This is a genomic window from Pseudoxanthomonas sp. J35, from assembly GCF_000513995.1.
Classification (GTDB): domain Bacteria; phylum Pseudomonadota; class Gammaproteobacteria; order Xanthomonadales; family Xanthomonadaceae; genus Pseudoxanthomonas.
Genome location: NZ_AZVB01000002.1, coordinates 88,987 through 106,797, shown reverse-complemented (window position 1 = coordinate 106,797; position 17,811 = coordinate 88,987). Strand labels below are relative to the sequence as shown.

The 17,811-nt window shown below is 71.8% G+C and carries 18 protein-coding genes; 13 read left to right on the top strand and 5 right to left on the bottom strand.

The window, feature by feature from the left end; genetic code table 11:
* Positions 1-4: 4 nt before the first annotated feature.
* Entirely contained in the window at positions 5-484 is a 480-nt protein-coding gene (locus tag PSEJ35_RS0102310; RefSeq protein ID WP_028916375.1) for a chemotaxis protein CheW, read from the top strand.
* 369 nt (positions 485-853) lie between these two features.
* Here the strand turns inward: PSEJ35_RS0102310 and PSEJ35_RS0102305 are convergent, their stop codons facing one another.
* Together PSEJ35_RS0102305 and bioA are read right to left on the bottom strand one after the other, a co-directional pair.
* Positions 854-1,588 (bottom strand): 16S rRNA (uracil(1498)-N(3))-methyltransferase, encoded by a 735-nt coding sequence (locus PSEJ35_RS0102305; RefSeq protein ID WP_028916374.1) that lies wholly within the window; start codon positions 1,586-1,588, stop codon positions 854-856.
* Complete coding sequence (gene bioA / locus PSEJ35_RS0102300) at positions 1,579-2,997, bottom strand: adenosylmethionine--8-amino-7-oxononanoate transaminase (protein ID WP_028916373.1); 1,419 nt, start codon at positions 2,995-2,997, stop codon at positions 1,579-1,581. The genes PSEJ35_RS0102305 and bioA overlap by 10 nt, the downstream gene beginning before the upstream one ends.
* A gap of 47 nt (positions 2,998-3,044) precedes the next feature.
* On the opposite strand from bioA, the gene nudE reads away from it, so the two are divergent.
* From nudE to PSEJ35_RS0102275, 5 genes are all read left to right on the top strand, one after another.
* Complete coding sequence (nudE, locus tag PSEJ35_RS0102295; protein ID WP_028916372.1) at positions 3,045-3,590, top strand: ADP compounds hydrolase NudE; 546 nt, start codon at positions 3,045-3,047, stop codon at positions 3,588-3,590.
* A complete protein-coding gene (cysQ, locus tag PSEJ35_RS0102290) occupies positions 3,587-4,384 on the top strand; it encodes a 3'(2'),5'-bisphosphate nucleotidase CysQ (protein WP_028916371.1) in 798 nt (265 codons plus the stop codon). Before nudE ends, cysQ begins: the two co-directional genes overlap by 4 nt.
* A gap of 74 nt (positions 4,385-4,458) precedes the next feature.
* Positions 4,459-5,277, top strand: coding sequence for a nucleoside triphosphate pyrophosphohydrolase (gene mazG / locus PSEJ35_RS0102285; RefSeq protein ID WP_028916370.1), 819 nt, complete (start codon positions 4,459-4,461; stop codon positions 5,275-5,277).
* 4 nt (positions 5,278-5,281) lie between these two features.
* Positions 5,282-5,605, top strand: coding sequence for a YnfA family protein (locus PSEJ35_RS0102280; RefSeq protein WP_028916369.1), 324 nt, complete (start codon positions 5,282-5,284; stop codon positions 5,603-5,605).
* A gap of 25 nt (positions 5,606-5,630) precedes the next feature.
* On the top strand, positions 5,631-5,933 hold the full coding sequence (locus PSEJ35_RS0102275) for a DUF962 domain-containing protein (protein WP_028916368.1): 303 nt from the start codon (positions 5,631-5,633) through the stop codon (positions 5,931-5,933).
* Positions 5,934-5,946: 13 nt separating this feature from the next.
* On the opposite strand, the gene PSEJ35_RS0102270 is transcribed toward PSEJ35_RS0102275, so the two are convergent.
* The 3 genes from PSEJ35_RS0102270 to PSEJ35_RS0102260 form a co-directional block, all read right to left on the bottom strand.
* The gene (locus PSEJ35_RS0102270; protein WP_028916367.1) at positions 5,947-6,321 is read right to left on the bottom strand and encodes a DMT family protein; all 375 of its coding nucleotides are present in this window, start codon (positions 6,319-6,321) and stop codon (positions 5,947-5,949) included.
* Between the two features lie 61 nt (positions 6,322-6,382).
* Positions 6,383-8,866: an FtsX-like permease family protein gene (locus PSEJ35_RS0102265; protein ID WP_028916366.1), complete on the bottom strand. Its 2,484-nt coding sequence runs from the start codon at positions 8,864-8,866 to the stop codon at positions 6,383-6,385.
* Positions 8,863-9,471: an ATP-binding cassette domain-containing protein gene (locus tag PSEJ35_RS0102260; RefSeq protein ID WP_343122506.1), complete on the bottom strand. Its 609-nt coding sequence runs from the start codon at positions 9,469-9,471 to the stop codon at positions 8,863-8,865. Before PSEJ35_RS0102260 ends, PSEJ35_RS0102265 begins: the two co-directional genes overlap by 4 nt.
* 106 nt (positions 9,472-9,577) lie before the next feature.
* Between PSEJ35_RS0102260 and PSEJ35_RS0102255 the strand changes: the two genes are divergently transcribed.
* From PSEJ35_RS0102255 to PSEJ35_RS15170, 7 genes are all read left to right on the top strand, one after another.
* Positions 9,578-10,270: an arylesterase gene (locus PSEJ35_RS0102255; protein WP_037082131.1), complete on the top strand. Its 693-nt coding sequence runs from the start codon at positions 9,578-9,580 to the stop codon at positions 10,268-10,270.
* A gap of 89 nt (positions 10,271-10,359) precedes the next feature.
* Positions 10,360-11,079 carry a response regulator transcription factor gene (locus tag PSEJ35_RS0102250; protein ID WP_024869042.1) on the top strand — a complete coding sequence of 240 codons (720 nt, stop codon included), beginning with the start codon at positions 10,360-10,362 and terminating at the stop codon, positions 11,077-11,079.
* A 121-nt stretch (positions 11,080-11,200) separates the two neighbouring features.
* Positions 11,201-12,493, top strand: coding sequence for a HAMP domain-containing sensor histidine kinase (locus PSEJ35_RS0102245; protein WP_028916363.1), 1,293 nt, complete (start codon positions 11,201-11,203; stop codon positions 12,491-12,493).
* A gap of 80 nt (positions 12,494-12,573) precedes the next feature.
* Positions 12,574-14,118 (top strand): efflux RND transporter periplasmic adaptor subunit, encoded by a 1,545-nt coding sequence (locus PSEJ35_RS0102240; protein ID WP_028916362.1) that lies wholly within the window; start codon positions 12,574-12,576, stop codon positions 14,116-14,118.
* Positions 14,115-14,849: an ABC transporter ATP-binding protein gene (locus PSEJ35_RS0102235; RefSeq protein WP_028916361.1), complete on the top strand. Its 735-nt coding sequence runs from the start codon at positions 14,115-14,117 to the stop codon at positions 14,847-14,849. The genes PSEJ35_RS0102240 and PSEJ35_RS0102235 overlap by 4 nt, the downstream gene beginning before the upstream one ends.
* Positions 14,846-16,078 carry an ABC transporter permease gene (locus PSEJ35_RS0102230; protein WP_028916360.1) on the top strand — a complete coding sequence of 411 codons (1,233 nt, stop codon included), beginning with the start codon at positions 14,846-14,848 and terminating at the stop codon, positions 16,076-16,078. Before PSEJ35_RS0102235 ends, PSEJ35_RS0102230 begins: the two co-directional genes overlap by 4 nt.
* Before the next feature lie 57 nt (positions 16,079-16,135).
* Positions 16,136-17,698: a sulfotransferase gene (locus PSEJ35_RS15170; RefSeq protein WP_051412435.1), complete on the top strand. Its 1,563-nt coding sequence runs from the start codon at positions 16,136-16,138 to the stop codon at positions 17,696-17,698.
* The last annotated feature ends 113 nt before the right edge of the window (positions 17,699-17,811 follow it).

Here is a 17,811-nt window from a genome sequence, read left to right as displayed (position 1 = left end):
AACCATGGGCTACAACAGCGACGAAATCCGCGGCGTACTGGTGCAGGTCGGCGAAGAGCGCCTGCTGCTGCCGAACGCGACGGTGGCCGAGGTGCTTGCCCGCGTGGCGGTGGAACCGATCGAGGGCGCGCCGCACTGGCTGGCGGGCCAGATCTCCTGGCACGGCTGGCACGTGCCGCTGGTCTCGTTCGCGCGGCTGGCGTCGCTGGGCGACGAGCCGGTCCAGCGCAACAACCGCGTCGTGGTGCTGAAGGCGCTGGGCAACAACGAGGCGATGCCGTACTTCGCGCTGCTGACCGCCTCCTTCCCGCAGCTGGCCTCGGTGGCCCGCGACAGCCTGCTGGCCGATGCGTCCGAGGAAGACCTGCCGCGCGGCGTGCAGATGCGCGTGCTGCTGGGCGACCAGAGCGCGCTGCTTCCCGACCTGGAAGGCCTCGAGCGCACGATCGCCGAGGCGCTGGCGACGGTTACCGTCCCCGCCTGACGCGCTCTTCATCCCGCTTCACCGGAAGAGGGCCAGGGGAGAGGGCCGGGCACCGGCATGCGGGCCTGTCCGCAGCCAGGCGCACTTCCGGCGATCCTGACCCTGACACTGTCGAGGCGCGGCTTCGCCGCGCCGGCACAGCTGGAACCGCCACAGCCACGGCAACAGCCACAACGTTGGGCTCCGGACGGAGCCGCGGCAGCGTGGGGGCGCCAGAACTGGATGTGCGCGCTACCACGGCTTCGGTACTTCGAGATTGCGGCTTGGTTCTTCCTGCCGCCTTCTCCCTTCGCTGTTGTAGAGCGGGGCTCGCCCCGCTGCTTTCACGCGTCCCGGGACATCCAGCGTGGGAAACGGGCGAGCCCGACCCTACAGGTCGCCGAAGCGGGCCTGCAGGGCGGCGATCGCGGCCAGGCCGGCGGTTTCGGTGCGCAGGATCCGCGGCCCCAGCTGCAGGCCGGTGAATCCGGCGGTGCGCAGCACCTCGCGGTCGCGCGGCGACCAGCCGCCCTCGGGGCCGATCGCGATCCACACGGTCGCGCTGGCCGGACGTTCGAGGCTGTCCGCCCGCTGCTCGCCCTGCGGATCGAGGACCAGGCGCAGGCCTTCTCCTTGCAATGACCGTGCGGCGACGTCCAGCGTGGCGGGCGCGGCGACCTCCGGCACCCGGGCGCGGCCGGACTGTTCGCAGGCCGATTCGACCACGCTGCGCCAGTGCGCCAGGCGCTTCTGCGCCCGTTCGGGATCCAGCCGCACCTCGGTGCGCTCGCCGGACACCGGCAGCACCGCGGCCACGCCCAGCTCGGTGGCCTTCTGCAATACCAGGTCCATCTTTTCGCCGCGGGCGATGCCTTGCAGCAGCACGATCCGCAGCGGCGATTCGTTGTCGACCGCGCTGGCCGACAGCACCTCCGCGCGCACCTCGCGCTTGCCGACCGCCGCCAGCCGCGCGGCGTAGTCGTGGCCGTCGCCGTTGAACAGCACGCAGGCGTCGCCCTCGCGCAGGCGCAGGACGCGGGCCAGGTGGCTGGCGGCGCGTTCGGGCAGGACCACGTCGCTGCCCGGGTGCAGCGGCAGGTCGACGTGGCAGCGGGTCAGGCGCATGCGGTGGCTTCCTCGATGGCTTCGCCGGTGGCTTCGGCGAGCAGTTGCAGTTGCGCCTCGTCGACGCAGTAGGGGGGCATCCAGTACAGCACGTCGCCCAGCGGGCGCAGCAGGACGCCGCGCTCGAGCGCGGCGCGATAGGCGCGCAGGCCGATCCGCAGCGTGGGATCGAACGGCACCTCGCGCTGGCCGTCGCGGGTGAGTTCGAAGGCGACCACCATCCCGGCCTGGCGTACTTCGGCCACGTGCGGCAGGGCAGCCAGCGGCGCGGCCAGCCGGGCCATGCGCGCGGCGGTGGCGCGGTTGCGCTCGAGCACGCCATCGCTTTCGAAGATGTCCAGCGAGGCCAGCGCGGCGGCGCAGGCCAGCGGGTTGCCGGTGTAGCTGTGCGAATGCAGGAACGCGCGCTCGCGCGAGTCGTCCAGGAAGCCGTCGTAGGTGGCCCGGGTGGCCAGCACCGCGGCCAGCGGCAGGAAGCCGCCGGTCAGGCCCTTGGAGACGCACATCAGGTCGGGCATGACCCCGGCCTGCTCGAAGGCGAACAGGGTGCCGGTGCGGCCGAAGCCGGTGGCGATCTCGTCGGCGATGAGGAAGGCGCCATTGGCATCGCACAGCTCGCGGACCCGGCGCAGGTACACCGGGTCGTGCATGCGCATGCCGCCGGCGCACTGCAGGCGCGGCTCGACGATGACCGCGCAGATTTCGCCGGGGTGCTGGTCGAACAGGTCGGCCAGTGCGTCCGCGGCGCGCAGTGCCCGCTGCGCCGGGGTTTCCCCGGGGGAAGCGAGCCAGGCATCGGGGGAGGGCGCGAACAGGGCCTCGGCCAGCAGCGGCGCGTAGGTGCGCCGGTACAGCGGGATGTCGCCGACCGCCAGTGCGCCCAGGGTCTCGCCGTGGTAGCCGTTCTCCAGGGCGACGAAGCGGGTGCGCTGCGGTTCGCCGCGGTTGCGGAACCAGTGGAAAGCCATCTTCAGCGCGACCTCGACCCCGGCCGAGCCGTTGTCGGCGTAGAACACCTTCGCCAGGGGTTCGCGGCCGGGCTGGCGCGGGGCGATGGCCAGCAGCCGCTCGGCCAGCTCCACCGCCGGCGCGTGCGAGAAGCCGGCCAGGATCACCTGTTCCAGCGAGCGCGCCTGGCGGGCGATGGCCTCGGCGATGCGCGGTTCGGCGTGGCCGTGCAGGTTGGTCCACCAGCTGCTGATGCCGTCCAGGTAGCGGCGCCCGTCCTGGCCGACCAGCCACGCGCCTTCGCCGCGGGCGATGGGCACCAGCGGCAGCACGTCCGGGTGCTCGCGCATCTGCGTGCAGGGGTGCCAGAGCACGGCCAGGTCGCGCGTGCGCCACGCATCGGCAGCCAGCGCCGCGTCCGGGTCTGCTAGCATTCGGGATTCATGAGTACGTCCGTGCATCCCGCCATGATATCGGTCGCGTCCCGGCCCCGCCGCGGGACCCGTTCATGAGCCGCCGGCTTCCCCTCATCCATGGCACCACGGTGGAGGACGCGGGTCCCTACCGCCTCGAGCGCCTGGACCTGGAGTTCTCCAACGGCGAACGCCGCCGCTTCGAGCGCATGGTCAGCCGTGGCCACGGCGCGGTGGTGGTGGTGCCGATGCTCGACGAGGAGACCGTGCTGCTGGTGCGCGAATACGCCGCCGGCGTGCACCGCTATGAACTGGGCCTGGTCAAGGGCCGCATCGATGCCGGCGAGACCCCGGAGCAGGCCGCCGACCGCGAACTGAAGGAAGAGGCCGGCTACGGCGCGCGGCGCATCGACGTGCTGCGCGGCCTCACCCTCGCGCCGACCTACATGAGCCACGTGTCCTGGCTGGTGCTGGCGCGCGACCTCTATCCCGAGAGGCTTCCCGGCGACGAGCCGGAGGAGCTCGAAGTCATTCCCTGGAAGTTGCAGGAACTGGAAAAGCTGATGCTGCGCGAAGATTTCTCCGAGGGCCGCTCGCTGGCGGCGCTGTTCATCGCCCGCTCCTGGCTGGCCGCGCAATGATCCGCATCACCGCGGACCTGCGCGAAACGGTCATCGCCATCGCCCGCCAGGCCGGCGCGGCGATCATGGAAATCTACGCCGCCGGTTTCGAGGTCTCGCAGAAGGACGACGCCAGCCCGCTGACCGCCGCCGACCTGGCCGCGCACCGGATCATCGTCGAGGGCCTGGAACGGCTGACGCCGGACGTGCCGGTGCTGTCGGAGGAATCGGCCGGGGTGCCGTGGGACACGCGCCGGCACTGGGCCACCTACTGGCTGGTCGATCCGCTTGATGGCACCCGCGAATTCGTCAAGCGCAACGGCGAGTTCACCGTGAACATCGCCCTGATCCACCACCACGTACCGGTGCTGGGCGTGGTCCAGGCGCCGGTGGGCGGACAGGTGTGGCACGCCGTGCGCGGCGAGCAGGCCTACCGCCGCGACGGCCATCGCGACACCCAGCTGAAGACCCGTTCCCCGGCCACCGCGCCGCTGAAGGTCGCCGCCAGCCGGTCGCACCGCGACGCCCGCACCCAGGGCGTGCTCGAGCGCATGGGCGGGATCGAGGAGATGTCGCTGGGCTCGTCGCTGAAGTTCTGCCGCATCGCCGAGGGCGGGCTGGACGTGTATCCGCGCTTCGGCCCGACTTCCGAGTGGGACACGGCCGCCGCGCAGTGCGTGCTGCATTCGGCAGGCGGCGTGCTGCTGGCCGCCGACACCGGCAAGCCGTTCCGCTACAACCGCCGCGAATCCCTGCTCAACGGCGACTTCATCGCCCTGGGCGACCCGGACCTGCCCTGGCGCGACTGGCTCTGACCGCGGCGCCGCCCGTCGACCACGGGCGCGCGGCGGCGACGCGTGGCGCCACCCCCAAGCTGGAGCCCGACCGCATGCAACCCGAACGCCCGATCGACCGCCTGCTCCGGATCATGGCGAAGCTGCGCGATCCGGACGGCGGCTGCCCGTGGGACCTGGAGCAGGACTTCTCCACGATCGCCCCGTACACGATCGAGGAGGCCTACGAGGTCGCCGACGCGATCGACCGCGGCGACCTGCGCGCGCTGAAGGACGAACTGGGCGACCTGCTGCTGCAGGTGGTGTTCCATGCGCAGATGGCGCGCGAGCAGGGCGCGTTCGGCTTCGACGACGTGGCCGAGGCGATCTCGGAGAAGATGGTGCGCCGGCACCCGCACGTGTTCGGCGACGCCAGCTTCGCCGATGCCGAGGAGCAGACGCTCAACTGGGAGCAGATCAAGCGCGCCGAGCGCGAGGCTGCCGGCGAGGCCGACACCTCGGCGCTGGCCGGCATTTCCCGCGGCCTGCCGGAATGGCAGCGCGCGGTGAAGCTGCAGTCGCGCGCCGCGCGCGCCGGCTTCGACTGGCCGGGCCCGGAGCCGGTGATCGCCAAGCTGCACGAGGAGATCGAGGAAGTGCGCGCCGAGTTCGCCCGTGGCGACGTGGCGGCCAACCGCGAGCGCCTCGAGGACGAGATCGGCGACCTGCTGTTCGTCGCCGCCAACCTGGCGCGGCACGCCAGGGTCGACGTCGGCGCCGCGCTGCGCCGGGCCAACCTCAAGTTCGAGCGCCGCTTCCGCGCGATGGAACAGCTGGCCGAGGCCGATGGCACGCCGTTGCCGACGCTCGACCTGGCCGCGCAGGAAGGGTACTGGGAGCGCGCCAAGCGGCGCGAACGCGGCCAGCCGGACTGAGCCGGTGGCGACCTTCCTGCTGTTCGCCCTGACCGCGCTGGCCGAGATCGGCGGCTGCTGGCTGGTGTGGTCGTGGCTGCGCAACGGCGGCAGCGCCTGGCTGCTGCTGCCGGCCGCCGCCAGCCTGGCCCTGTTCGCCTGGCTGCTGAGCCTGCACCCGACCGCGACCGGCCGCGTGTATGCGGCCTACGGCGGGGTCTACGTCAGCTTCGCCCTGGTGTGGCTGTGGGCGGTGGACGGGGTGAGGCCGACCCGCTGGGACCTGCTCGGGGCGGCGTTGTGCCTGGCCGGCATGGCGGTCATCATGTTCGCGCCGCGGCAGGGGTGAGCCGCGCCACCGGGAGGAGGATGCGATGGCCCGCTTCGCCAGCTTCCGCGAGTTCTACCCGTTCTACCTGTCCGAACACAGCAACCGCACCTCGCGCCGCCTGCACTTCATCGGCAGCTGCGGCGTGCTGGCGCTGGTGGCGGTGGCGATCGTCGACCGCAACGCGTGGTGGCTGCTGGCCGCGCTGTTCTGCGGCTACGGCTTCGCCTGGGTCGGGCACTTCTTCTTCGAGAAGAACCGGCCGGCGACCTTCCGCCACCCGTTCTATTCCTTCGCCGGCGACTGGGTGATGTTCAAGGACATCCTCGCCGGTAAAATCCCGTTCTGACGCCGCCGCGCGCTCAGCGTGGCAGCGGCGAGGGGCCCTCGTAGAACATCAGGAACGCCGCGCCCACGATCAGGGCGAAGGCGGCGTAGTGGTTCCACTTCAGCGGCTGGCCCAGGTACCAGGCCGAGAATCCGGCGAACACCACCAGGGTGATGATCTCCTGGAGGGTCTTGAGCTGGACCACCGAGTACACCGCGCTGCCCATGCGGTTGGCCGGCACCATCAGGCTGTACTCGAAGAAGGCGATGCCCCAGCTGACCACGATGGCCATGAACAGCGGCGCGCTCTTGTACTTGAGGTGGCCGTACCAGGCGAAGGTCATGAACACGTTGCTGGCCAGCAGCAACAGGACCGGGACGATGTAGCTGTGCAGGGGCAGGGCGGGCATGGCGACGATGCGCAGGCAAGGGAGCGCGCAGCATAAGCCAGCGCTCCCCGGCCCGCGCGGGTCAGCCCTGGCGCAGGGCCAGGGCCGGCGGCGTGCGCAGGATCCGGCGGGTGCCGGTCCAGCCGGCCAGCAGGCTCAGCGCCACGCCGAGGGCGCCGCCGGACAGCAGCGCCGGCCAGGGCGGCGACAGCGCCAGCTCGAACAGCTGCCGCGAGAGCAGCGTGCCGATCACCGCCGCCGCGCCCACCGCCAGCAGCGCGGCCAGCAGGCCCAGCGCGCCGAACTCCACCAGCACCGCGCCGCGCAGCTGGCCGTGGCGCGCGCCGAGCGTGCGCAGCACCGCGCTGTCGTAGCGGCGCTCGGCGGCGGTGGCCTGCAGTGCCGCCAGCAGGACCAGTACGCCGGCCGCCAGGCTGAAGCCCATCACCAGCTGCACCGCCTGCGAGACCCGCTCGATCACCTCGCGCACCCGCTGCAGGATCGCCTCGATCTCCAGCACCGAGACGTTGGGGAACTGGCGCGACAGCGGCGCCAGCGCGGAGGTGCCGCCGGACGGCAGGTGGAAGCTGGAGATCAGCCCGTGCGGCGCGTCGCCGACCGCCCCCGGGTTGAGCAGCAGGAAGAAGTTGACCCGGAACGAATCCCAGTCGGCCTTGCGCAGGCTGGTGACGGTGAAGCTGCGTTCCTCCTCGCCCAGGCGCAGGGTCAGGGTGTCGCCCAGGCCCACGCCGTAGCGCCGCGCCCAGCCTTCCTCGACCGAGGCCTCGGCCTCGACGCTGCCGGGCTCCCAGAAGCGGCCGGCGACCAGCGCGTTCGCCGGCGGGAAGGTGCTGCGCCAGGAGAAGTTGACCGGGCGGTTGCTGTCGTCCTCGGCCTCGTCGCCGGCCTGCGCCTGCTTCGGCGCCTGGCCGTTGATCGCGAGCAGCCGGCCGGTGGCGAACGGCTGCAGGTCCGGGTCGGCCACGCCCAGGCCGCGCAGCGCGGCGGTGACCGCATCGGCCTGGTCGCGCTGCACGTTGAGCAGGAAGTGGTTGGGCGTGTCCGGCGGCAGGCGGTCGCGCCACTGCCCGAGCAGGCCGGGGCCGATCACCGCCAGCAGGAGCAGGGCGCACAGCGACAGCGACAGGCCGACCAGCTGCACCACGGCCAGGCCGCGGCGCCGGGTCAGTGCGGCCAGGCCGAGCTTCCATGGGCCGCGCAGCCGGCCCTGCACGCGCCGCAACAGCCACAGCAGGCTGGCGCCGACGATCGCCGCCAGCAGCGCGAGCACGGCCAGTCCGCCAAGCACCCACAGCGCCAGGCGCAGGTCGCCGGTCACGTACACGGCCAGCGCCAGGGTCGCGCCCAGCGCGGCCACGTAGGCCAGCAGGGAGACCGGCGGCAGCGCGGCGAAGCTGCGGTTGAGCACGCGCATCGGCGGCACCCCACGCAGGCGCAGCAATGGCGGCAGGCCGAAACCAAGCAGGAGCAGCAGGCCGATGCCGGCGCCGCTGAGCACCGGCGTGGCCTGGGGCAGCGGCAGGCGGCCCGGGATCAGCCCGCCCAGCGCCTCGACCAGGGCCAGCTGCGCCAGCATGCCGACGCCGATCCCCAGCACGCAGGCCGGGATCGCGAGCAGCAGCAGTTGCAGCGCCAGCGCGGAAAGGATGTCGCGCTGGCGCGCGCCCAGGCAGCGCAGCACCGCCACCGTGTCGATCCGGCGCAGGGCGAAACGGTTCGCGGCGAGCGCGGTGGCCACGCCGGCCAGCAGCACGGCCAGCAGCGCCGACAGCGCCAGGAAGCGGCCGGCGCGGTCGAAGGAATCGCGCAGGCCGCGGCGCGCGTCCTCCAGGGTGACCAGGCGGGTGGCGCCGTCGAGCTGGGGGCGCAGCCAGTCGCCGAACCCGGCGATGCGATCGGCGTCGCCGGCGAACATCAGCCGGAACGAAGCGCGGCTGCCCGGGCCGAGCAGGCCATGGCGGTCGACGTCCTCGCGATGGACCAGCAGCGGCGGCGCCATCTGCAGCAGCTCGCCGGAGGCATCCGGTTCGGCCAGCAGCACGCCGGCGATGCGCAGCTGGCCGCTGCCGAACTCGACGTCGTCGCCGATGCGCACGCCCAGCGCATCCAGCAGGCGCGGATCGGCATACGCCTCGCCACGCGCCGGCGCGCCGGCGGGGCCGGCATCGAGGCCGGTGGCGTCGCGGGCCACGCGCAGTTCCCCGCGCAGCGGATAACCGTCGTCGACGCCTTTCACCGTGGCCATCTGGCTGGCCTCGCCATGGAACAGCACGCTGGGGAAGGCGACGATGCGCGCGCTGCGCAGGCCGCGGCGGCGCGCTTCCTCGGCGAAGTGCTCCGGCGGGTCCTCGCGCCCGCGCACGCCGAGGTCGCCGCCGATCACCTCGGCGGCGCTGGAGGCCAGGGCCAGGTTGACCCGGTCGACCAGGGTGCCGACCGCGGTCATCGCCGCCACGCCCAGCACCAGCGCGGCGACCACGGTCAGCAGGTCGCCAGCGAAGAACTCGCGGCGCAGCGAGCGCGTGGCATGGCGCAGCACGTTCATGCACGCGGCCCCGGGGCGAAGGCGTGCAGGCGCCCTCCGTCGAGGCGGTAGACGTGGCGGCAGCGCCGGGCCAGTTCGAGGTCGTGGGTCACCAGCACCAGGGTGGTGCGGTTGACCCGGTTCATCTCGAACAGCAGCTCGCTGACGTGCTGGCCGGTGGCCTGGTCGAGGTTGCCGGTGGGTTCGTCGGCGAACAGGATCCGCGGCCGGCCGACGAAGGCGCGGGCCAGGGCCACGCGCTGCTGCTCGCCGCCGGACAGCTGCCGCGGGTAGTGCCGGCGCCGCGGCTCCAGGCCGACCGCCTGCAGCACCTCGCGGACCCGCGCCGGGTCCTCGCGCCCGGCCAGCTCCAGCGGCAGGGCGACGTTCTCCTCGGCGGTGAGCGAGGGCAGCAGGTGGAAGCTCTGGAACACGAAGCCGACCTCGCGGGCGCGCAGGGCGGCGCGGGCTTCCTCGTCCAGCGCGTCCAGGCGCTGGCCGGCGAGGGTGATCGCGCCGCGGCTGGGCAGGTCCAGGCCGGCGAGCAGGCCGAGCAGGGTGGTCTTGCCGGAACCCGACGCGCCGACGATGGCGACGCTGTCGCCTTCATCGATGGTCAAGTCCACGCCGTCGAGAATCCGGACTTCACCCTCGGGTCCGGCGACGGACTTGCCGACGCCGGAAACCGCGATGACGGTGGGGCTGGCTATGCTGGGGGAGGCAGGCGTATCGATGGGAGGCTCCAGGATGGTGCGGACGTGGGCGAGGATCGTGGGTCTGCTGGCCCTGGCAGCATTGCTGCTGGCGCCGGCGCTGGCCTGTGCCGGAGGTCGTCCTGCCGGAAGTGCGGGCGCAGGTCCGATCCTGGTGCTGGGCGACAGCCTCAGTGCCGAACACAACATACCGGCCGGATCGGGCTGGGTCAGCCTGCTCGAGCGGCGGCTGGCCAGGGAGCGGCCGCGCCCGCCGGCCGTGGTCAACGCCAGCATCAGCGGCGAGACCACCGCTGGCGCCCTGGCGCGCCTGCCCGAACTGCTGCGCAAGCACCGGCCTTCGGTGCTGGTGATCGAACTGGGCGGCAACGACGCCCTGCGCGGCCTGCCGCCGGCGCAGCTGCACGCCAACCTCGAGAAGATGATCGTCCTGGCCGACGGCGCCGGCGCGCGGGTCCTGCTGCTGGGGATCGACGTCCCCCCGAACTACGGCCCGGCCTACCGCGAGCGCATCCGCCGTACGTATGCCGAACTCGCCCAGGCCCACGATGCCGGCCTGGTCCCGTTCCTGCTGGAGGGGGTGGCCCTGCAGCCGGGACTGATGCAGGGCGACGGCATCCATCCCACCGCCTCTGCGCAGTCTCGGCTGCTGGACAATGTCTGGCCGGCGCTGGAACCCCTGCTCCAGGCGCCGTCCGGGGCCGCCCAGTAGCCGGGGCGGGCCGGTCCGCGATCGCCTTCACGCCTTTTCCACTGCCGCTTGGGCATTTTTCACAAAGCTGAAACCACGGAGCCGTCCACATGCGTCAGGGCAAAGAGACCTCGGGACTGGTACTGGTCGTCGAGGACAACCGCAACATCTCGGAAATGATCGGCGAGTACCTGGAAAGCCGCGGCTTCGAGGTCGACTACGCCGCCGATGGACTCGACGGGTACCGGCTCGCCGCCGAAAACAGTTACGACGCGGTCGTGCTGGACCTCATGCTGCCGCGCCTGGACGGCATCGAGGTCTGCCGCCGCCTGCGCAGCGATGCGCGCAAGTCCACCCCGGTGCTGATGCTCACCGCCCGCGACACGCTGGACGACAAGCTTACGGGCCTGAGCCACGGCGCCGACGACTACCTGACCAAGCCCTTCGCGATCCAGGAACTGGAAGCGCGCCTGCGCGCCCTGATCCGCCGCGAGCGCCGCCAGGTGGGTTCGGAAGTGCTGACCGTGGCCGACCTGGTGCTGGACCCGGTGAGCATGCGCGTGACCCGCGGCGACGTCGAGCTGCAGCTGTCGCCGATCGGCCTGAAGCTGCTCACCATCCTGATGCGCGAGTCGCCGCGGGTGGTCAGCCGCCAGGAGATCGAGCGCGAGATCTGGGGCAACAGCCTGCCGGATTCGGACACCCTGCGCAGCCACCTGTACAACCTGCGCAAGGTGATCGACAAGCCGTTCGACCGCCCGCTGCTGCACACCGTGCAAAGCGCCGGCTACCGCGTCGCCGACATCGCCCAGCCGGTGGCCGCGAACTGAGGAGGCGGGGCCATGAGGAGGGGGGAATGCGTTGCCGCCGGGTCCGCGGACCGGGCGTCTGCTCACGCCGGCGCGATCCGGTCCTGACTAGACTCGGCTGCCTCGCAGCAGAAGTACCCCGATGCCCCACGGCCTGCCACGCAAGATCCGGATCGCCTTCATCGTGCAAATGGTGCTGGCCAGCCTGGCGATCCTGCTGGCGTTCTACGTCGTCACCGCGCTGTTCAAGTACAGCTTCATCCAGGCCACCCTGAATGACGAGGCGGCACACTTCTGGGAACTGTACGCGGCGTCGCCGGCGCAGCCGCCACCGAACAACCACGCCCTTCGCGGCTACCTGGTCGAGGCCGGGTATTCGAACCTGTCGCTGCCGGCCAACCTGCGGCCGCTGGCGCCGGGCTTCCACGACCTGGTCGACGACGGCCAGCTGGTCTGGGTCGACCGCCAGGATGCCGGCACCCTCTACCTGGTCTACCTGCGCGAGCAGGCGACGCGGGTGGCGCTGTGGTTCGCGGTGCTGCCGGCGATGCTGGCCCTGTTCGCGATCTATGGCGCGACCTGGCTCACCTACAAGGCCTCGAAACGGATGGTCTCGCCGGTGGCCTGGCTGGCGCGGCTGGTGTCGCGCTGGGATCCGCGCCATCCGGACATCGCCGCGCTGGCGCCGGAACGCCTGCCGCCGGACATGGAAGGCGAGGCCCGACAGCTGGCGCGCGCGCTGCACACGCTCGGCGGCCGGGTCGAGGCGCACCTGGAGCGCGAGCGCAACTTCACCCGCGACGCCAGCCACGAGCTGCGCACGCCCCTGACCGTGATCCGGGTGGCCAGCGACATGGCCCTGGAGGAGGAAGGTCTGGCGCCGCGCGTGGTCCGCAGCCTGCACCGGATCCAGCGTTCCGGCCGCGACATGGAGGCGGTGATCGACGCCTTCCTGATCCTGGCGCGCGAATCGGAGATCGAGCCGCAGAGCGAGTGGTTCGACGTGTGCGAGGTGGTCCAGGAGGAAGCCGGCACGGCGCGCGACCTGCTCGGTGACAAGCCGGTCGAACTGCTGGTCCACTGCGTCGCGCGGCCGCGCCTGTACGCGCCGCCGCGGGTGCTGCACGTGGTGGTCGGCAACCTGCTGCGCAACGCCTGCAGCTATACCGACCGCGGCCGCATCGAGGTCACCATCGAGGAGGACGGCGTGGTCGTGGCCGATACCGGCATCGGCATGGCGCCGGAGGCGCTGGCGCGGGCCTTCGAGCCGTTCTACCGCGCCGCGCCGGAACGGCCGACCGGCAGCGGCCTGGGCCTGTCGATCGTGCGCCGGCTGTGCGAGCGCTTCGGCTGGACCGTATCGCTGGACAGCACCCTGGACACCGGCACCCGCGCGGTCATCCGCTTCGACCGCGAAGGCGGGCAGCTGGCCTGAACGCCGCGCTCCGGCCGCGGCTGTCAACCGCGCGCCCACCCGGGCGTTAGAGTGTGCGTCCATCAGACTTCCCCGCGCGCATGAGCCGTCCCTCCCGCAACCAGGTCTCCCGCTCCCGTTCAACGCTGTTCCGCACCGGCATCGTCGTTGCCGTGCTTGCCCTGGCCGGGGCCGGCTTCTGGTACTGGAAGGGCCATCGCGGCGCCGCCGACGAGGGCGCGTTCCGCACCACGCCGGTGGAACGCGGCAACATCCGCGTGGCGATCTCCTCCACCGGCACGCTCAGCGCGACCTCGACCGTCACTGTCGGCAGCCAGATCTCTGGCCAGGTGCTGGAAGTGCTGGCCGACTTCAACGACCGGGTGACCGAAGGCCAGGTCCTGGCCCGGATCGACCCGAAGACCTACCAGACGCAGATCGAGCAGGGCAACGCCCAGATCGCCAGCGCCCAGGCCAGCCTGCGCCAGGCCCAGGCGACCCTGGCCAACGCCGAGGCCGACTACCAGCGCAAGGCTGCCCTGGTCGACCGTCAGCTGATCGCGCGGGCCGACATCGACCTGGCCAGGGCCGCGCTGGACCAGGCCCGTGCCCAGGTGAACTCCGCGCAGGCGCAGATCCGCCAGCAGACGGCTTCGACCGAGACCACCCGGGTCAACCTCGAGCGCACCGTGATCCGCTCGCCGGTCAACGGCGTGGTCCTGACCCGCAGCATCGAACCGGGCCAGACCGTGGCCGCCAGCCTGCAGGCGCCGGAGCTGTTCACCATCGCCGAAGACCTGTCGAAGATGAAGATCGAGCTGTCGGTCGACGAGGCCGACATCGGCCAGGTCAAGCCGGGCCAGCGCGTGAGCTTCACCGTCGACGCCTTCCCGGACCGCCAGTTCCGCGGCGAGGTGCAGCAGGTGCGCCTGGCGGCGACCACCAGCAACAACGTGGTGACCTACCCGGTGGTGGTGAGCGTGGACAACAGCGACGGCACCCTGCTGCCGGGTCTGACCGTCAACGCCGAGATCGAGGTCAGCCGCCGTGACGACGTGCTGAAGGTGTCCAACGCCGCGCTGCGCTTCAAGCCGTCCGACGCGACGGCCGCGCCGGCACCGGCGCCCGGCCCGCGTGGCGGCGCCGGCATGCTCGACGACCTGGCCGCCTTCGTCGGCGCCATGGAACTGACCCCGGCGCAGCGCTCGGCCTTCGAGGCCGACCTGGCCGCCGCGCGCCAGCGCCAGGAGGAGATGCGCAAGGCGATGGAAGCGGCGATGCAGAACGCGCAGCGCGCCGGTGCCGGCGCCGGCGGTCCGGCGGGCGGCATGATGGTCATGCGTTCTGGCCAGGGCCAGGGCCAGGCCGGTGCCAGCGGGCAGATGCGCCAGCGGATGATGGAGCGCTTCCAGCAGAGCTTCGCCGGTTTCTTCGCCACCCTGGACGACGAACAGCGCCAGGCCGTGGAGCGCGAACTGGCGAACCTCGCCGGCGCGCGTCGGGTCACCGTGTACCGCCTGGAGGGTGCCAAGCCGGTGCCGGTCATGGTCCGGGTCGGCGCCAGCGACGGCAGCAGCACCGAAATCGCCGGCAACATCAAGGAAGGCGACGTGCTGGTGACCGGCGAGCGGGCGGCTTCGCGATGAGCGCGGCCGCAGCGACGGCGTTCAGCCCCGCGCTGATGCCGGTGATCGAGACCCACGACCTGCGCAAGGTCTATTCGCCGGGCACCGAAGCGGAGGTGGTGGCGCTGAGCGACGTCGACCTGAAGGTGATGCCGGGCGAGTTCATCGCGATCATGGGCCCGTCCGGTTCGGGCAAGTCGACGCTGATGAACCTGATCGGCTGCCTGGACACGCCCAGCGGCGGCCGCTACCTGTGCGACGGGGTCGACGTGTCGACCCTGGACGCAGAGGAGCTGGCCACCCTGCGCCGCGAGAAGATCGGCTTCGTGTTCCAGGGCTTCCACCTGCTGCCGCGCATGAGCGCGCTGGAGAACGTGGCCATGCCGCTGGGTTACGCGCGGATCCCGCCGGCCGAGCGCCGCGACCGCGCCCGCGCCGCGCTGGAGGCGGTAGGCCTGGGCCAGCGCGTCGGCCATCGTCCCAACGAGCTGTCCGGCGGCCAGCAGCAGCGCGTGGCCATTGCCCGCGCGCTGATCAACAACCCGCCGGTGCTGCTCGCCGACGAACCGACCGGCGCGCTGGACAGCCGTACCGGCGAGGAGATCCTGGCCCTCTTCAAGCGCCTGCGCGACGAAGGCCACACCGTGGTCCTGATCACCCATGACGCCCATGTGGCGCGCCACGCCGACCGCATCTGCGTGATGCGCGACGGCCAGCTGCACGAGGCCACGCACGAGGAGGTGGCCGGATGACGTTCCTGGACATCCTGCGCACGGCGATCTTCGCCCTGCGCGGCAACTGGATGCGCAGCGCGCTGACCTCGCTGGGCGTGATCATCGGCATCGCCGCGGTGATCGTGATGGTCTCGGTCGGGCAGGGCACCCAGGCGGAGATCGAGCGCCAGCTCGCCGGACTTGGCGCGCAGAAGCTCGACATCGGCCCGCAGATGCAGCGCACCATCGGCGGCGTGCGCATGAGCTCCAGCAGCTTCTTCACCCTCACCGAGGGCGATGCCGAGGCGATCCGCGAGGAGATCCCGGAAGTGCAGCTGGTGTCCGGCTCGCTGCGCGGCAGCAGCCAGGTGGTGTACGCGGAGACCAACTGGTCCACCAGCTGGCAGGGCGTGCAGGCGGACTTCCTGGAGATCAACGGCTGGCAGCTGGCCAACGGTTCGGCGTTCGAGGCCCAGCACTTCGGCGGGGACAAGGTGGCGGTGATCGGCGAGACCGTGCGCCGCGAGCTGTTCGGCACCGGCACCGGGATCGGCGAGACCGTGCGCATCGGCCGCACCAACTTCACCGTGATCGGCACGCTCAAGCCCAAGGGCATGAGCGGCTTCGGCCGCGACCAGGACGACGTGGTGTTCGTGCCGCTGGATACCGCGCGCCGGCGCCTGATGGGTGCGATGGGCCTGCCGCCGGGCGCGGTGATGGACATCTCGCTGACCGTGGCCCACCCGGACGACCTGGCCTATGTGCAGGGCGAGGTCGAATCGCTGCTGCGCCAGCGCCACCGCATCGAGCCCGGCGCGCCGGACGACTTCCAGGTGCGCAACGTCTCGCAGATGGTGGCCACCCGCAACGAGACCACGCGGCAGATGTCGTGGCTGCTCGGCGCGGTGGCGACCATCTCGCTGATCGTCGGCGGCATCGGCATCATGAACATCATGCTGGTCTCGGTGACCGAGCGGATCAAGGAAATCGGCCTGCGCCTGGCGGTCGGTGCCGGTCCGTCGGACGTGCGCCGGCAGTTCCTCGCCGAGGCGATGCTGCTGTCGCTGGGCGGCGGCGTGCTGGGCATCCTGTTCGGCATCGCCGGCGCGCTGCTGGTCGGTCATTTCAATACCGACCTGCCGATCCAGCTCAACGGCAAGGTCATCACCCTGGCGGCGGCGTTCTCGGTGGCGACCGGCCTGTTCTTCGGCTACTACCCGGCGCGCAAGGCCTCGCAGCTGGATCCGATCGAGGCGCTGCGCCAGTAGCGCGGGACCGGACCGGCGGGCCGCATAATGCCCGCCGGTTCCTCCTGCGGACGTGGCATGCAAGTGCAATCGATCGAAGCCTGGCGCCGGGCCGAGGCGGCCGCGCGCAACGGCGCGGCCGCGGCGCGGGCCGCCTTCGCGGGCTTGCTGGCGCGGCCCGAGCTGGAGTTGCCGGCGCGCCTGCGCCTGTCCGCCCTTGACCTGGGGCAGGGCGCGCTGCGCGACGCCACCGCCCAGGTGCTGGCCGCCGCGCGCCTGCCCGAATCCGATCCGGGCCTGCTGCTGGAACTTGCCCGGCGGCTGTTCGACCTTGGCGAAGTGGAAGCCGGCCTCGAATGCCTGCGCCGCCCGGTGGTGGCCGCTTCGCGCGAGCCCGGCGTGCACGCCGCGGCCGGGCGCATGCTGTCCGACCTGTCCTTCTATGACCTGGCGCTGGAACGGCTCGAGCACGCCCACCGGCTGGGCCTGCGCGACCTGCGCCTGGACTACGCCATCGGCCTGGCGCGGATGTACTGCGGCGCGCTGGAGCCGGCCGAGGAAGCGCTGGAGCAGTGCCTGCGCGCCGACCCGGACTACCTGCCGGCGCTGCGCCTGCTGTCCACGCTGCGCCGGCAGACGCCTGAGCGCAATCACGTCGACCGTTTGCGCGCCTCGCTGGCGCGGCTGGGCGAGGGCCATGCCTTCGCCCCGCTGGCGCACTACGCATTGTTCAAGGAACTGGACGACCTCGGCGACACCGCGGCGGCCTGGCAGCACCTCGAGCAGGGCATGCGCACGCGCCGCGTGCAGCTGGCCTACGACGAGCAGGCCGAAGTGGAGCTGTTCCGGGTGCTTCAGCAGCTGCCGTTCGGCGACGTGCCCGCGGCCGCGCCGGAGCCGGGTACGCCGGCGCCGGTGTTCGTGGTCGGCATGCCGCGCTCGGGCACCACGCTGCTGGAACGCATGCTGGCCGCGCATCCGGCGGTGGCCGACGCCGGCGAGCTGCGCGACTTCACCTGCCAGCTGCGCTGGTGCACCGACCGGCTGGGCGGGCCGCATCCGGACGCGGCGCTGGCGCGTGCCGCCGCCGGGCTCGATCCGCGCCTGCTCGGCGCGCGCTACCTCGAGCACACGGCCTGGCGCGCGCACGGGCGCGATCGCTACATCGACAAGCTGCCGGCCAACTTCCTGGTCGCCGGCCTCATCGCCGCGGCGCTGCCGCAGGCGCGGATCGTGCACATGGCGCGCGACCCGATGGACAGCTGCTTCTCCAACCTCAAGGCGCTGTTCGCCGATGCCTATCCGCACAGCTACTCGCAGGCGGAGATGGCGCGCCACTACCTGCGCTACCGCGCGCTGATGGCGCACTGGGACCGCCGCTTCCCCGGCCGCATCCTCGAAGTGCGCTACGAAGCGCTGGTCGCCGACCCGGAAGCCGAGGCGCGGCGGGTGCTCGCCTTCTGCGGCCTGCAGTGGTGCGACGAAGTGCTGGGCGAAGGCGGGCGCAAGGGCATGGTCGGCACCGCCAGCACGGTCCAGGTGCGCGAGCCGATCCATCGCCGCTACCTCGGCCAGTGGCGTCGCTATGCGGCGAAACTGATGCCGATGAAAGCGATTCTGGATGCACCTGAAACTGAATAGGCGAGGCGGATTTTTCCCTATCCATATGAAAAAAAAGGGGAAAAAGCAGCGCCGCGGATGGTTTCAAGTGGGCCGATAACGCGCGCTTGCGGCAAAATTAAGGAATTGATAAC